This window comes from Bifidobacterium magnum, from assembly GCF_000741255.1.
In the GTDB taxonomy this organism is placed as follows: Bacteria; Actinomycetota; Actinomycetes; order Actinomycetales; family Bifidobacteriaceae; genus Bifidobacterium; species Bifidobacterium magnum.
On the sequence record NZ_JGZB01000004.1, the window covers coordinates 420,347 to 435,610 of the forward strand.

At 56.6% G+C, this 15,264-nt stretch carries 11 protein-coding genes and 5 tRNA genes; 14 read left to right on the forward strand and 2 right to left on the reverse strand.

Annotated features, from left to right (window positions below; all coding sequences use genetic code 11):
- Position 1 precedes the first annotated feature (1 nt).
- Positions 2-517 (forward strand): low molecular weight protein-tyrosine-phosphatase, encoded by a 516-nt coding sequence (locus BMAGN_RS05390; protein ID WP_022860145.1) that lies wholly within the window; start codon positions 2-4, stop codon positions 515-517.
- A 114-nt stretch (positions 518-631) separates the two neighbouring features.
- Here BMAGN_RS05390 and galE read toward each other — a convergent pair whose 3' ends face one another.
- Entirely contained in the window at positions 632-1,639 is a 1,008-nt protein-coding gene (galE, locus tag BMAGN_RS05395) for a UDP-glucose 4-epimerase GalE (RefSeq protein WP_022860146.1), read from the reverse strand.
- A 291-nt stretch (positions 1,640-1,930) separates the two neighbouring features.
- Here galE and trmB point away from each other — a divergent pair, with 291 nt between their 5' ends.
- From trmB to BMAGN_RS05445, 10 genes are all read left to right on the forward strand, one after another.
- Positions 1,931-2,713 carry a tRNA (guanosine(46)-N7)-methyltransferase TrmB gene (gene trmB, locus BMAGN_RS05400; protein WP_338010446.1) on the forward strand — a complete coding sequence of 261 codons (783 nt, stop codon included), beginning with the start codon at positions 1,931-1,933 and terminating at the stop codon, positions 2,711-2,713.
- 102 nt (positions 2,714-2,815) lie between these two features.
- Positions 2,816-2,887, forward strand: a tRNA-Glu gene (locus tag BMAGN_RS05405).
- Positions 2,888-2,933: 46 nt separating this feature from the next.
- A tRNA-Glu gene (locus BMAGN_RS05410) sits at positions 2,934-3,008 on the forward strand.
- A 524-nt stretch (positions 3,009-3,532) separates the two neighbouring features.
- The gene (locus tag BMAGN_RS05415; protein ID WP_022858987.1) at positions 3,533-3,979 is read left to right on the forward strand and encodes a PTS sugar transporter subunit IIA; all 447 of its coding nucleotides are present in this window, start codon (positions 3,533-3,535) and stop codon (positions 3,977-3,979) included.
- Between the two features lie 52 nt (positions 3,980-4,031).
- Entirely contained in the window at positions 4,032-4,301 is a 270-nt protein-coding gene (locus BMAGN_RS05420) for a PTS sugar transporter subunit IIB (RefSeq protein ID WP_022858988.1), read from the forward strand.
- 142 nt (positions 4,302-4,443) lie between these two features.
- The gene (locus BMAGN_RS05425; protein WP_022858989.1) at positions 4,444-5,967 is read left to right on the forward strand and encodes a PTS ascorbate transporter subunit IIC; all 1,524 of its coding nucleotides are present in this window, start codon (positions 4,444-4,446) and stop codon (positions 5,965-5,967) included.
- Positions 5,968-6,979: 1,012 nt separating this feature from the next.
- Positions 6,980-7,053 (forward strand) — tRNA-Asp (locus BMAGN_RS05430).
- 37 nt (positions 7,054-7,090) lie between these two features.
- Positions 7,091-7,164 (forward strand) — tRNA-Asp (locus tag BMAGN_RS05435).
- 33 nt (positions 7,165-7,197) lie between these two features.
- Positions 7,198-7,273 (forward strand) — tRNA-Phe (locus BMAGN_RS05440).
- A gap of 964 nt (positions 7,274-8,237) precedes the next feature.
- Positions 8,238-9,668 carry a sugar porter family MFS transporter gene (locus BMAGN_RS05445; protein ID WP_022858990.1) on the forward strand — a complete coding sequence of 477 codons (1,431 nt, stop codon included), beginning with the start codon at positions 8,238-8,240 and terminating at the stop codon, positions 9,666-9,668.
- 205 nt (positions 9,669-9,873) lie between these two features.
- Here BMAGN_RS05445 and BMAGN_RS05450 read toward each other — a convergent pair whose 3' ends face one another.
- Complete coding sequence (locus BMAGN_RS05450) at positions 9,874-10,857, reverse strand: glycosyltransferase family 2 protein (protein ID WP_022858991.1); 984 nt, start codon at positions 10,855-10,857, stop codon at positions 9,874-9,876.
- Positions 10,858-10,936: 79 nt separating this feature from the next.
- Here BMAGN_RS05450 and BMAGN_RS05455 point away from each other — a divergent pair, with 79 nt between their 5' ends.
- Genes BMAGN_RS05455 through BMAGN_RS05465 form a run of 3 tightly spaced genes read left to right on the forward strand, consistent with a single transcriptional unit; the run spans position 10,937 to position 15,230 of the window.
- Positions 10,937-12,439 (forward strand): AI-2E family transporter, encoded by a 1,503-nt coding sequence (locus BMAGN_RS05455; RefSeq protein WP_081931561.1) that lies wholly within the window; start codon positions 10,937-10,939, stop codon positions 12,437-12,439.
- 39 nt (positions 12,440-12,478) lie between these two features.
- The gene (locus BMAGN_RS05460) at positions 12,479-13,777 is read left to right on the forward strand and encodes a glycosyltransferase family 2 protein (protein ID WP_022858993.1); all 1,299 of its coding nucleotides are present in this window, start codon (positions 12,479-12,481) and stop codon (positions 13,775-13,777) included.
- Complete coding sequence (locus BMAGN_RS05465) at positions 13,761-15,230, forward strand: D-alanyl-D-alanine carboxypeptidase/D-alanyl-D-alanine-endopeptidase (RefSeq protein WP_022858994.1); 1,470 nt, start codon at positions 13,761-13,763, stop codon at positions 15,228-15,230. The genes BMAGN_RS05460 and BMAGN_RS05465 overlap by 17 nt, the downstream gene beginning before the upstream one ends.
- Positions 15,231-15,264 lie beyond the last annotated feature (34 nt).

Sequence of the window (15,264 nt, forward strand, 5' to 3'; positions counted from 1 at the left end):
TATGAGCGAAGAGCATCCATATACTGTAATGACCGTCTGCACGGGCAATATTTGCCGCTCTCCGATGGGTGAGATCGTGCTGCGCAACGAGTTCGCCAAGCGCGGCCTGTCCGATCGCGTACGCGTGCTTTCCAGCGGCGTCAGCGACGAAGAGTACGGCAATCCGATCGACCGCCGTGCCGTGCGTGTGCTCAAGGAACGCGGATACGAGCTTCCTGAGCGTCATTTTGCGCACCGTGTCACGCGCGACGAAATCGCGCAGACCGATTTGTTCCTGCCAATGACCGCTTCACATATGGCGTCGCTGAAGCATATTCTGCCCGCGACCAAGCAGGGCGAGGTGCATATGTACCGCAGCTTCGATCCGGCGCTTCCCAAGCCGAAGGCCGGCCATGAAAGCAGCATCGATCTCGTGGATCCGTGGTATGGCGGCATGCGCGATTTCCAGATCGCCATCGACCAGATCGAGGAGGCGGCGCCGTATATCGCTGACTGGGTCGAGCAGCAGCTTGACTGATTGGCGCCTGTACCGCCTGTGCCGCGGACGGGACGCTTGATATATACGAAATGGGGGGGGCACGCCAAGCGCGGCCCCCCCATTGTTATGTTCGGACTAATGCCGGTGCTGGGCTCAGTCGGTCTGCTTCCAGGTGGCGACGTCGATGTGGTGCTCCGGGTTGGCCTGCCATGCGTCCCAAGCGGACTGCACGATCTCTTCCACGTCGTACTTGGCGTGCCAATCCATTTCCGTGTTGATGCGCGTGGCGTCGCCGATCAGCTGCGGCGGATCGCCCGCACGGCGAGCCATGACGGTTTCGGTGAACGGCAGGCCCGTCACTTCCTTGACTTCGTCCACGATCTGGCGCACGGACGTGCCCTTGCCCGTACCGACATTGAAGACGTCGTACTTGCGCTCGTCGCGGTCGAGATAGTCGAGGGCTGCCACGTGAGCGTCCGCCAGGTCGGACACGTGGATGTAGTCGCGAATGCAGGTGCCGTCCGGAGTCGGGTAATCGTCGCCGAAGATAGCCGGGGCCTTGCCCTGCTTCAAACGGTTGAACAGCATCGGGATAAGGTTCAGGATGGCCGGATCCTCGAGTTCCACCGGGCCGCAGCCGGCCACATTGAAGTAGCGCAGGCCGCAGAAGCGAATGCCGAACGGCTCTTCGCAAGCGCGCGCCATCCACTCGCCGAACAGCTTGGTCTGGCCGTACGGGTTGATCGGGTTCATCTGCACGTCCTCGGGAACCACGTCGACTGGCGGCTCGCCGTAGGTGGCGGCGGAGGAGGAGAACACGAGCTTCTTGACGTCGGCGTTCTTCATGGCTTCAAGCACGTTGAGCATGCCGTTGATGTTCTGCTGGTAGTACCACAGCGGCTTTTCCACGGATTCGCCGACCTGCTTGCGTGCGGCGAAGTGGATTACGGCGTCCACGTCCTCGTCCTTCATGATCTGGGCAAGGCGTTCGGCTGCGCCCGGATCGGACACGTCCATGCCGTACAGGCGGGAATCACCAATGCGCGTCGGCTTGCCGTAGCTCAGATCGTCTACGACCACAACTTTCTCACCCTTCTCGTGAAGAGCGTGGACCACGTGCGCGCCAATGTATCCGCATCCGCCGGTGACGAGAACTGTCATGATTGACCTTTCCTAATAATCTATGTATCAAGTGCTGATTGTAGAACGAATGTGACCCCATTGCCCTCATCGGCGAGAGTGCGTGCCAAATCGTTCGATTTATGTTCTACTATGTTAAGTTTTGATTGATTTTGAGTATAGCACGCATATGCCGCATGGTGGCCAGCGGAACGCAAATTTATGAACAATTTCTTCAAATTCGCCAATCCATATGGTAGTGCACGTGTGCCGGAACGTCGAGACGTTCCCGGTTTGCCTTATAAATGAGATATGGAAGAAGTGACTGACGCAATGCGCAATCGTAAAGTACTCTCATTTGTACGACGCTCCGGCCGGCTTGACGCGCGCCTCCAGCGCGCCTGGGACCGGTATGCCGACCAATACCTGCTCCCGATCGCCGAAGAAGAGGGAAGCCTGACCGTCCCCGAGCACTTTGCGTTGGACGCGGCGTATGTCCGCGACCATTGGGGTAACGACAACCCGCTTATCGTCGAAATCGGCAGCGGACAGGGCGAGAATGTGGTCGCCGCGGCCGCCGCACATCCCGAACTCAATTTCCTCGCCGTGGAAGTCTACGATCCGGGTGTCGCGCACACCATGCTGCTCGCCGGCAAGCAGGAGCTGGCCAATCTCAAAATCGCCCAAGTCAACGCGCCCGAACTGTTGGCCGCGGCGGCTGAAGGAAGCCTCGCCGAAGTATGGACGTTCTTCCCAGATCCGTGGCCGAAAATGAAGCACCACAAGCGCCGCATCGTGCAACCGGAACTGGCTGCGGACGTGCGCAAGGCGCTCGCGGATGGCGGTAGCTGGCGCATCGCCACGGATATCGAGGACTATGCGCTGCATGTACACGAAATTATGGACGGCCGCACCGATTTTACCAACGCGGGCTCGCTGACCGTAAGCCTGCCTGTTGAACACGTAGGCAAAGGCAACGCCGATATGGCCGCCGCCATGGAACACGCCGACTTTGCGGAATCGGAGCGTTTCGAGGGGCGTATTCTGACAAATTTCGAAAAGAAAGGCCTGCAAGCGAACCGCGTGATCCACGATTTCACCTATGTGACGGCGTGATGCTGTGATTGATCGCGCTATCGCATAGTCCGCGACACGCTCGCAACACGCCGAACTTGCATATCTCGCAAGCTCAGGTAATATAAATCGAGTTGTGTCGAAGCCCCCTTCGTCTAACGGTTAGGACACCAGACTTTCAATCTGACAACAAGAGTTCGACTCTCTTAGGGGGTACAAAGTCCGGCAAGTACAATGCTTGGCGGATCAAATAATTGAATACGCCCCCTTCGTCTAACGGTTAGGACACCAGACTTTCAATCTGACAACAAGAGTTCGACTCTCTTAGGGGGTACCAATAAGGAAGGGCACCAGTTGGTGCCCTTTTTCGTATATCTTCCATGGTTGTCGCCTAGGCCGACTGGTGTGCGGACTCTTCCATTTCCATAATGATGGTGCGGTGGTCCATCGTCAGTTCCGGCGCAAACAAGTGGTCGTTCATCGAGTTCAAATATGGCTGTACCATGACTTTCCCTTCTATGTAAGTTCGTGGGTACAGCCGTCCAGTCAATCAGGGAAGGGCGGGTTTGGGAAGGGGCCTCCAGCTCGTGGAACGGATGTGTCCAAATTAATCGCGCGAGTGTGCAGAAAAGATTTGATACTGTATACAAATTCAGAGCGCCATTTATAGGCATTTTATGTATATGTATCGCATTTAAAACCATTGACGAAACGTTTTATTTTCCTGTTGGGATACTATTCCTTCATTTTGAAGATACGAGAATTTTTGGATTTATGATACTTTTTTAGTAACGCGCCGCAGGGTAGCGGCGGGTTTATGACATGCGTGGCATTGGGGCCGCGCTAGGGGGGATCAACATTATGGTAGATTTCACTGGATTTTTGCCTGACGAGGCGTTTGCCCTCGATGTGACGGCGCAAAACTGGCAAGACGCCATTCGTCTGGCCGGCCAAGGGCTTGTCGATTCGGGCGCGACCAAACCGGGCTACACCGATGAAATGATTGAGACGGTCAACAAATTGGGGCCGTATATCGTGATCGCGCCGGGACTGGCATTGGCGCATTCGCGTCCGTCCGATTCGGTAATGCGCTCGGGACTGAGCTGGGTCCGGCTTGCCGAGCCCGTGGAGTTCGGCAGCAAGAACAACGATCCCGTCTCACTGGTGATCGGCCTGGCCGGACGCGATGAAAACGAACATCTTGAAGTGATGTCCGCCATCGCTTCCGCGCTCGTCAATCCCGGCAAGGTCAAGGCGTTGGCTGACGCGCAAACGCCGGCGGAAATTCGCGCCATTCTCGAATCGTGAGCTGCTGGCGCTCGTCTAGTTGTAACCAAAACCCAACAAAGGAGTGGAAATTATGGATATTCTCTGCGTATGCGGAATGGGCATCGGCACTTCCGTACTGTTGAAGACCAATGTGGAACAGGCCGCGGCCGATCTGGGCATGGATGTGGTGGTCACCACGTCGGATGCCGGAAGCGCCAAGGGCACCGCCAATATGAATGATTTGGTGCTCACTTCGGCGGAATTGGCCCCCGAATTGGAGGGAACCACCACGCTTGTGGAGGCCATTTCCAACTTTATGGATCTTGAAGAGATCAAGGATGTGCTGGAGCGTTACGCATAACTGACGCGCGGCCAATACGGTATTCGGGTATGCGGTCGCCGAGAGAACGGTCGTATACCCGGCGCCTCGCAGTCAAGGGAGACTGCGGAGTGCATGGCCCCATTCTTCGTGGGGGAACTTAAGAAGAAGGGAATGCAGAACAATGGATGTTCTTGTCACTATTTTGAATTTCATAAGCCAGCAGATTTTGAATGTGCCGGCATACTTGATCGGCATTATTGCCGCAATCGGCTTGATCGCTTTGAAACGCTCGGCAGGACAAGTGATTTCCGGAGCGTTGAAGGCCGCAATGGGCTATCTGATCCTCGGTGCGGGCGCCAGCGTGGTGACCGCAGCTCTGGATCCGTTCGGAACCTTGGTGTTCAAGGCGACGGGCGCCCAAGGCGTGGTGCCCACCAACGAAGTGATTACGGCGCAAGCAGCGCAGCAGTTTGGCGCATCCAGCGCTTACATCATTGTGTTGAGCTTCATTTTCATGTTGCTTATCGCACGGTTCACACCACTGAAGTACATTTTCCTGACGGGACACCATATGGTGTTCATGTCCATGATGCTGGCGCTCGTACTGTCTGTGGGCTTCGGATCCGGGCATGATGTGCTGGTGGTGATTATTGGCGCATTGCTGATGGCTGTGGCCATGGTCGCCATGCCGGCGTTTACGCAGCCGTTTACCAATCGCGTTACGGGTTCGGACCAGATCTCCGTAGGCCATTTCAACTCGCTTGGCTATATGGCTTCGGGCGCGTTGGGATGCCTTGTCGGCAAGAAGTCGCGCTCCACGGAAGATATCAACTTCCCGAAGGGATTGAGCTTCCTGCGCGACTCCATGGTCTCCACCACGCTGCTGATGGTCGTGCTCTATTTGATCTTTGCCATTTGGGCCATTTTTGTGGTTCCCGCACAGGAACTGTTCAAGGTGTTCGCGAGCGCTCCGACCGATTATGGCGCCTACATTATGGCCGCATTCGCGCAGGCGCTCCAGTTCGGCATTGGCGTGAGCATCATCCTGTATGGCGTGCGCATCATCCTCGGTGAGCTGGTTCCTGCTTTCCAAGGCATTGCGAACAAGGTCGTGCCGGGCGCCAAGCCGGCCCTCGACATTCCGATTGTGTTCCCGTACGGCGCCAACGCTTCCCTCATCGGATTCCTTTCCTCCTTCGTGGGAGGCCTTGTGGCATTGGGCATCATTGCTGTATGGATGGGCCCGCTGTGGGGCATTGCGCTGATTCTGCCGGGCATGGTTCCCCACTTCTTCGATGGTGGTGGTGCCGGCGTGTTCGGCAACGCGACAGGCGGTCGTGTGGGTGCTGTGGTGGGCGGTTTCGTCAACGGACTGCTCATTACCTTCCTGCCGGCTTCCCTAATGGGTGTGATGGGCTCCTATGGCGTTTCGAACTCCACCTTCGGCGATGCCGACTTCTGCTGGTATGGCACGATTGTGGGCCGTGTGGTCAATCTCGGATTCGCTCCGGGCGCGGTTGGCCTGATTGTGTTGGCTGTGGTGCTGTTTGTGGCGGCCTGGATCTGGCAGGTCAAGGTTGTGGACAAGGGCTGGCAGCCGGCCAAGGACCACTTCGCGTTTATCGACCAGGTAAAGGCCGAGGAAAAGGCGGCGGCCGAACAAGCTCGTGCCGAGCGCAAGGCGGCGCGCAAGGCCGCCAAATAACCGGTAGCGGGCGTGGGTAATAGCCGCGTGCGGTTACCTGCGTTTAGTTGCATTGCAAGATGCGGGCGATGTCGTTATGAAGACGATGCCGCCCGCAATGCATGTCGACATGACAAGTGAAATACGATAATTGCCATCCGAACTCTCATGTTCATTTTTTTTGAGACGTTGAACATTCGTAACGTGGACATGGGCTGACGGTCATATGTTTGAACGAGTAGTGTTGTCAGTATGGAAACAGCGGGACAACGGCGTGCCGTTGTTTCTTACCTATAGGTGCACAATATGCAAACATATGTCCCCATATTCTTCTTCAACATATTCCAATGGGGGAGGAACCTGGAGATGCCAAGGTAACGGGTCCGTGCGTCCGAGTGCAGTATGCGCATGGGAGTGGTTGAACCCGTGGAATCGGGTGCATGTGGCCTGTAATCGTAGCGGTAAATGTTGGTTTGCCGTGACGAAGGGGCTGAGGAAACCGTTCAAGAGGCGCTTGCGGCAGGGCCGTAGGCAAACGGTAGAAGGAAGAAGGCGAGTGAATGTCGCGCCAAGGAAGTGTGCGTGGCGCGGTATGGCGGGGGATGTTGGGCGAGGCGAAATATGGAAATATGGCAGAGCTTCGCCAAGCGGGCCGAGATGGATTCGCCGAGTAGCGGTAGCGGCGAATCGCGAGGAACGGCCCGTCATATGTGGTAACGATGACAATAGGACGAATTGGCGGATATGGGGCGCGAGAGGTCGCGCCGGTTCGCAGAGGTTTGTGCAAGTATGGAGCGGCCGGATCGTTGGTGGTAAGCCGATGGTCCGGCCGCTTTCATATGGGAGTGCTTCGGTCTTTGAGGTGGCTGTGCGGGCGGTATGGTGTTCCTCCCTCGGGCTTGAAATGCAGTGCTTTTGACGTGTGATTGGTTGGCGCATGCCCCCTATACGACACGCCGTAAGTTGCGGTTTGAAATGGGTTGTGTAATATAAACACCTGTTGCCGAGGAACGAGAGTTCTTCAGGAAACAGTGGCTCCGTAGCTCAGTTGGTTAGAGCGCCGCCCTGTCACGGCGGAGGTCACCGGTTCAAGTCCGGCCGGAGTCGCTTGGTCTGCATTTTGCTTGTCATGATGTAGGACAGTGGCTCCGTAGCTCAGTTGGTTAGAGCGCCGCCCTGTCACGGCGGAGGTCACCGGTTCAAGTCCGGCCGGAGTCGCGAGTTTTGAAGACTCCAGTTTTCAAAATTTATGGCTCTGTAGCTCAGTTGGTAGAGCGAACGACTGAAAATCGTTAGGTCAGCGGATCGATGCCGCTCGGAGCCACCAGTAGGCCCGCCATTTTGGCGGGTTTTTGTTTTCTTTGCGATTGTGCCGCGTGAAAATCGGGGGTTTTGTCTTATTCGCACGTTTAGTGCATAGAACCGCAGCTAATCTATTATCTGCACTTTTCGTGCGTAAAAATACGAGGCTAACATCTAATCTGCGCTTTTTGAGCGTGAAAATTTGCAATTTACTCGTTAGACGACGATTATTTACGTGAATTTTTGCAGTTTGCTCGTTAACCGCGGTTTTTAGTCGAGACACGCCGCGGAACGCGTATGAAACTTGCGGTTAAGACGTTATCTGCAGTTTTTAACGTGAAAAACTGTAGTCGAAGCCGTTATTTGCAAATATTCACGCAACAAATCTGCAGTTAACGGGTAACCCGCGTATTTTTACGCGGTTAAACAGCAACCCGCAAAATTTAACGGTCGAAAACTGCAGATAAGAAGTAGACCGCGTATATTTACGCAGCGTAGTAGGGGAATCAATAGAAGGGGAGCGGGGCTCTTGATCCAGGACTGTTTCTTGTGCACTTTTCTTGCCCTGCAACTGTCATCCGGAATTTGGTCGGAAAATATCTCCGATAAAAACGCGTATGAATCGCTCAAGTTTGACACATCGTGTGCATATTATGTTTCGAAATTGAACAGATAACCATTTCTCCATCTAAATACGCGCGGGTGAGCGTTCACATTTAGCATAACACAACAAAAGTGAACAAAACTGTAAAATCTTGCAAATATTGGGATGTCGGCATTTTTTGATGAAAAATCGTGATCACCTGCCCAGTGGCATGATTTGTCAAACGACCTAATCTAAGTCATGTTCTTGGGGTTCACACATTCTTCATAGATCGAAGAACCATGCCTTTCATTGGTCGAAAGGCGTGCGCTTGAATGCGAAGTCGAATTCAAGCGGCAGAGAGAGAAAGTTCCGGGAACCGAAGATGATTGGCAAAGGAGGAATCATGTCTGAGGCGATTGAGTCGCAGCCTGTCGAAGGCGACACTGGCGTAGCGACGACCAATAAAAGCGGTTCAACGAAATTTGTAGTCTTTTTGGCGATTAGCGCGGGTCTGGCCGGCCTGCTGTACGGTTACGATACCACCAGCGTTTCTGGTGCCATTACCTATTTGAACGCGTTGTGGAACTTGAGCGACGGTATGCAGGGACTTATCGTGTCGTCCATCATGATTGGCGGCGTGGTTGGCGTGGGCGTGTCGGGCTTTGTGTCCGACAAGTTCGGCCGCCGCCCGGTGCTCATGGTCGGCGCTGCGCTATTCTTCGTGGCCGCACTGTGGTCCGCCGCCACCACCACACCTGGCACGCTCGTCACGGCCCGTATTATCGGCGGTCTCGGTATCGGCCTGTCTTCGTCGCTGGCCATCACGTACATCACTGAATGCGCCCCGACGCGTATCCGCGGCACGCTGTCCGCCATGTACCAGTTCCTGTGCACGATCGGCATTTTGCTGACCGATGTGATCAACTTCTTCATCTCCATGGGCGGCGGCATCCACTCGTCCTTCGCGGACAGGGCGTGGCGCCTCATGCTCGGCATTGGCGCCATCCCGGCGCTCGTGTTCTTCATCGCGCTGGTGTTCCTGCCGGAATCCCCGCGTTTCCTGCTGCAGCACGGCCGCAAGGAAGAGGGCTTCACGATTCTCGAGCGTATTGGCGGCACGGAATCCGCCAACGCTTCCGTCAAGGAAATTGAAACCGCCATTGACGACGACAAGAAGGGCAAGTTCTCCGACCTGTTCAAGAAGCCGCTGAGCTACGCGCTCATCGTGGGTATCTTCCTCGCGCTGTTCAACCAGTGGGCCGGCCAGAACGCCATCTTCTACTACGCTCCGACCATCTTCCAGGATCTGTTCCCGGGCGGTAACACGGCCTTCCTGTGCTCGGCCGTGACGGGCACCGTGAACGTCATCGCCACGATCGTCGGCCTGTATCTGATCGACCGTATCGGCCGTAAGCCGCTGCTGCTGTCGGGCACCATCGGCATGTGCATCTCGTACGTGTTCATGGGTCTGTCGATGATCTTCAGCTGGGCCGGCTGGCTCACCGTGCTGTTCAGCTGCATGGTCATTATCTTCTTCGCGTACTCGCTCGGCCCGATCACGTGGGTCATGGTTTCCGAGCTGTTCCCGACCTACATGCGCGGTCGCGCCGCCGGTTTCTGCACCATGTTCACGTGGGGCGCCAACTTCCTTGTCGCCCAGTTCACGCCCGTCATGTTCACGCATTGGGGTGGCGGCACGTTCCTGTTCTGGGCCGTCATGGATATTGTGGCCTTCATCGGCGTGAAGTTCCTAGTTCCGGAAACCAAGGGCCGCTCGCTTGAAGAGATCCAGAGCTTCTGGACCAAGAAGCATGAGATGACGATTACGAAGTAAGCTGCTTGGTTCATTCCGCCGCGCGCACCATCCGTGAAACAGCTGTGAAACACCTCCGTTCGCGGATGGCGGCGCGGCCGGGACAACCGCATAACAATTAACAATAATAAAGGCGTCTCGCACAACCGTATTGGTTATGGCGGGGCGCCTTTTATATATGGACTTTATATAGATGAACTGTATATATGAATAACCGTACGGTCGATTACTCGTCAGCCGTCGTATAGGTGCCGGCGTCGACCATCTCGTCGAGTCCGTCGCTGGTGGCTTCGTCGTCCGCGTTCATCGTCAGCTCGCTGTCCGGAAGGTCGTCCAGCGTTTCGCCGGATTTGCGCGCGCGCTTCATCTGTTCCTTGAGCCACACGCGCACGGCCGGATTGATGTCGCGCAATTCCAAATACTGCTGGTAGATGGGGTAGAGGGCGTGCAGCCACGGATACATCAGATACAGCGTATGTTCGGACTTGTGTTTGCGCCAGTGTTCGGGGTGCGCATTGAACGTGTTCTTGAATCGGTCCATATAGCTGTGGAACGAACGCAGGGACGTGTCCATGCGGCGCGCGGAAATGCCGCAAATCATGCGCTGGGAATAGACGGTTTTCAATCCGCGTCCCAACAGGTGCAGCGAGATGTCGATATCCTCGTGCATCTTGTCTTCCTTGTCGGGGCAGACCTCGTCCTTGATAATGTCCCACGCCGTCTTGCGCACGGCCATGTTGGAACCGAACAGCAGCACCTGGCCGCCGTCCGCGCGGTAGGAATGACGGCGCACGCTGTTGTCGCCGCGCAACGAGATCTTGCGGATCGGCATATCGTAATACGTCACCGGTCCCGTGGCGCCCATCGCTTCGGCGTCTTCGGTGAAAATGCCCGAAACGACCTCCACCCAGTCGGGCTTGAGCATGCAGTCGGCGTCAAAACGACCCAACACATCGCCGGTTGCATGGTTGAAACCGTAATTGCGGGTGGGAATGAGTCCCTGTTCCTCGTTCTGATGCAGCAACTGCACCGGGGCTTCAGGATGTTCGCGAATAAATTCTTGGACAAGCTCCACCGTGTGGTCGGTGGAACGGTTGTCCACCACGAGCACCTCATGCGGCATCACGGTTTGCCGTGTGGCGTTGAGGAGGCAGTCGACAATGTGCTCTTCCTCATTCCACGCCGGAATAATAAGCGAGACTTTCAACATAGGTTCCAGAATATTGTTTCGCCATGACTGTTACTGTTCATTATGAGCAAGAATGGTGGTTAATCGTTACAATAACCACATGGGTTCGCGCAATACGTCTAATGCTATAGAAAAAGAAGAGAAAGCCAATAGCCAAAAACTCGATTTGGCTTCAATTTTTCCGGCCAAGGGTGACCCTCGCCGCCCTCCCGAATGGTTTAGCCGTGCGCTGCTATATACGGCCATTGGCGTATTCGTGGCATGGTTCGCTTATTCCTCTTGGGGCAAAATTTCCTATATCGTCTTAGACATTGTCATCGCCCTGTTTGTTTCCCTTGCGGTGGAACCCGTTGTGGAAATGCTGATCCGCCACGGATGGAAACGCGGTATTGCGGCCGTCACCTGTCTGGTGGGCCTGATCATTATCATTCTCGTATTGCTGTTCCTGTTCGGCAATATGTTCGTGAACCAGCTTATTTCCATGGTTTCCGGATTGCCGGACCTATATAGGGACATTGCGGCCACGTTGCAAAGTTCGTTCCATGTGCAGCTGCCGCAAATTTCGGACTTGAGTTCCGAAATTATGAAAAATATCAAGACTTCCTGGGTCACCGATTTTGCGGGACAGGCTGTCAGTACGACCGTGAGCGTGGCCGGCGGCCTTATCGATTTGGTGACGGCGCTGATGGTGGCGTTCTATATTTCCGTGGCCGGCCCGAAGCTGCGTCGCAGTCTGTGCCAATGGATGGCCCCGACCACGCAGCGCAAGTTCATTCTCGGATGGAGCATTGTGCAGGACCAGATTTCCGGATTCCTGTTCTCGCGCTCGATTCTGGCGGCGCTCAGCGCCACGTTCATGTCGGTGTTCCTTATTGTGATCAAGGTGCCATACTGGTTGCCGTTGGCGTTGTTCTGCGGTCTAGTTTCGCAGTTCGTGCCGACCATCGGCACCTATATTGGCGGCGCGTTGCCCGTGCTGTTCGCATGGGGCGACCGCGGCATCTGGTATGCGGTGGGTGTGGTTGTGTTCATCACCTGCTACCAGCAGATCGAGAACTTCATCTTTGCTCCGAAGGTCTCCCAGCGTACGATGGACCTCAATCCTTGCGTCGCGTTCCTCGCCGTGCTGGTATTCGGCTCGATCTTCGGCGCACTGGGAGCGTTCCTCGCGCTGCCTATTACGGCCAGCCTGCAGGTGTTGTTCAAGGTGTACACGAAGCGCTATGAACTTATCGATGTGCCGCTCATGAACGATCCCGTGCCCACAAAGAAATCGAACCTTGTACAAGGCGCCGAAGCGCTCACGGGGCAGATGGCCAAGCATATGCCGCCGCGCGCCGCCAAGGGCAGCTCGTCCAAGGTCACGTTCGACGACCGTATTCGCGCATTGCAGCGCGCCGCCTACGATTTACCCAATGACTCCAAGAGTGCGGGGGAGAGTCAGAATATGGAAGACGCCGCCACCGTGGCCATTCCCAAGAAGAAGGCCGCGGCAGCCCAAACGACTACGGGATTGCAAGGATTGCAAGACAACCCGCCTGCCGCGGCCCCCCGCCGCGGACAACACGGACGGGGAAGAGTCTCGAGTAAACTCGGCCAGTGACACACAGGACCGGAAGAATCCTAGGAGAAACTGGCGCTAATGGCTTTGCTCAATGTGGTAAACATTCTTATGGTTGCGGTGGGTGCCGTTGGCATCATCTACCAAGGCTTATGTATTGTCCTATCACTATTTTCCAAGCCCGCCCCATTCCCCGACGCTCCTATGGACAAGCGGTACGCCGTATTGATCTCGGCGCGCAACGAGGAAGCCGTGATCTCCAACCTGATCCACGACATCCAGCAGCAGACGTACCCCTACGAGCTTGTGGACATCTGGCTCGTCGCCGACAATTGCACCGACCATACCGCGGACCTCGTGCGGTCCTTGGGCTGCAACGTGGTGGAACGCTTCAACCAGGAACAAATCGGCAAAGGCTATGCGCTGACCTATCTGCTCGACTATATGATGGACCACCATGTGGCCGAGCAGTATGACGCGTTTATCGTGTTCGACGCCGACAACCGCCTGGACAAGCACTACATCGCCGAAATGAACAAGGCGTTCCAGTCCGGATTCAAGATTTTGACGAGCTACCGCAATTCCGTCAATACCAGCGAAAACTGGGTCTCGAGCGGCTCGGCGCTCTGGTTTATCCGCGAATCGCGCTTCCTGAGCGCCTCGCGCATGATGCTGGGCAATTCGTGCCATGTGGGCGGCACGGGATTCATGTTCGCGCAGTCCATCATGCAGCGCAACCGCGGTTGGAAATTCCATCTGCTTACCGAAGATCTCGAATTTACGATGGACTCGCTGCTCCATGGCGACCGCATCGGTTATTGCGGCACCGCAATCCTGTATGACGAGCAGCCCGTCACCTTCGCCCAAAGCTGGCGCCAGCGCCTGCGTTGGAGCAAGGGATTCCTGCAAGTGTTCCGTTATTATGGTCCGTCTCTGATCCGCCGCGCCATCATGGAACACGATTTCTCGGCCATCGACTTCACATTGCTGCTGTGCCCGTTCATGTTGCTCGCCATGATCCGCATGGGCCTCGGACTGCTGTTCGCATTGTTCGGATTCGTCACATGGTCCAGCCAGCTTGGCTATATCGGCAGCTGGGTGGGAGGCTGTGTGCTGTCCTGCGTGGGCATGATGGCGCTTGCCGCGCTGACTATTCTGGCCGAACGCGACCAGGTGGGCGCCACGAACCGCGAGCTTATCGCCTACGTGCTGAGCTTCCCGCTGTACATGCTCAGCTACATTCCGATTTCGTTCCAAGCCGTGTTCTCCAAGGCCGAATGGAAGCCGATCGTCCATAGCGGTGGCAGCGACAGCGCCGAATCGCAGGCCGATCAGCCCAAGATGAAGGAAGTGGGCGCGGTTCGTGCAGCAGAACAGTGAATCGCACGCGCAGTATATTCGTGCCGTGCGGGCGCGCCGGCTGCGCGTCATCATCACGGTTGCGGTCACGGTGGCGCTGTGTGCGGCATATATCGTGGCCGACGCCACGGGACTCGTGCATGGCGTCATCACTACCGACCCCGTATCCGTACGTACGCTTGGCGCACCCCAAGAGACGATTCCCGCCGCTGATTTTCCGGGGCGGGCGGACACCGGCAAGACTATTGATACCGAGCGCGCGCAAACGCTGGTAGATGCGCTCACCTCAGCGGATGGTGTCGGATCGGACGTGTCGGTGGCCATCGCGCAAACCGACGGCACCATTGTGGCTTCCCATGAATTGACAGCACCGCGCGAACCTGCCTCCACCATGAAAACGCTGACGAGCCTAGCGGCCGCGTCCCAACTGAACATGGGATCGACGCTGGCGACCAATGTGTATGTGACGAATGAGGATCCGCAGTCGGCTAGCATCGTATTGCAAGGCAATGGCGACATGCTGCTGTCAAGCGGACAAAGCGATCCCAACCACGTCAACGGGCGCGCGGGACTGGCCACGCTCGCCAACCAGACGGCGGCCGCACTGGGCAAACGCGGCATCACCTCGGTCAAACTCGCATATGACGACACCTTGTTCGGCACGCAACGGTACCCGGAACGTGTAGGCGAGAACAACGGCGACAACCTGTACTACACGGGCGTCTCCTCAATGGCGATTGACGGCGGCCGGCAATGGAACGGCAACCAGCCGGCCGATCCCGACCTGTTCGAAGCGTATCCGCCGCTGTCCCAGAACACCGCGCAAGACACGGCCAACATGTTCGCCGCAAAACTGCGCGACGCGGGCATCACCGTAACGGGCGGCGTCAGCGGCATCGACAACGCCGGCCACGACAAGCTCGCCAAACTGGAGCCCGTAGCACAAGTGCGTTCCGCAACATTGAGCTCGATTATGCGGTTCATGCTGCGTCATTCGGACAATACGCTCGCCGAAGAGTTCGGCAGGCTGCTCGCCATCCACATGCACGAGGACAATTCGCCGCAAGGCGCCACCACCGCCGTGCGCCGAGAACTTGAAACACTGCACATCCCGACGGGTGACCTGCAGATGGCGGACTGTTCGGGACTGTCACCGGGATCGCACTTGACCGTCGAGACGCTCGTGTCCGTCCAGGAACGCAACCTCACGCCAGGCAACGCCGTGGCGGCGGCGGAAGGCCTGTCCATTCCCGGACTCGTGGGCACGGCCGAATACCGCCTCGCCTCCGCCAACGCAGCCGGACTCATGCGCGTGAAGACGGGCTCCTTGAGTCAAGTCACCGCGCTTACAGGCAATGTGTCGCGGCAAAACGGGGGAGTGGCGGCGTTCAGCATCGTCATCAACAACCCGAAGGACGTCACCAAGGCGAAAGCGGCCATGAACACGTTCATGGCGGGGCTTACCGAACTGTAAACGGTCGCGCCGGGGCGTCCGGCGACCATCGAAA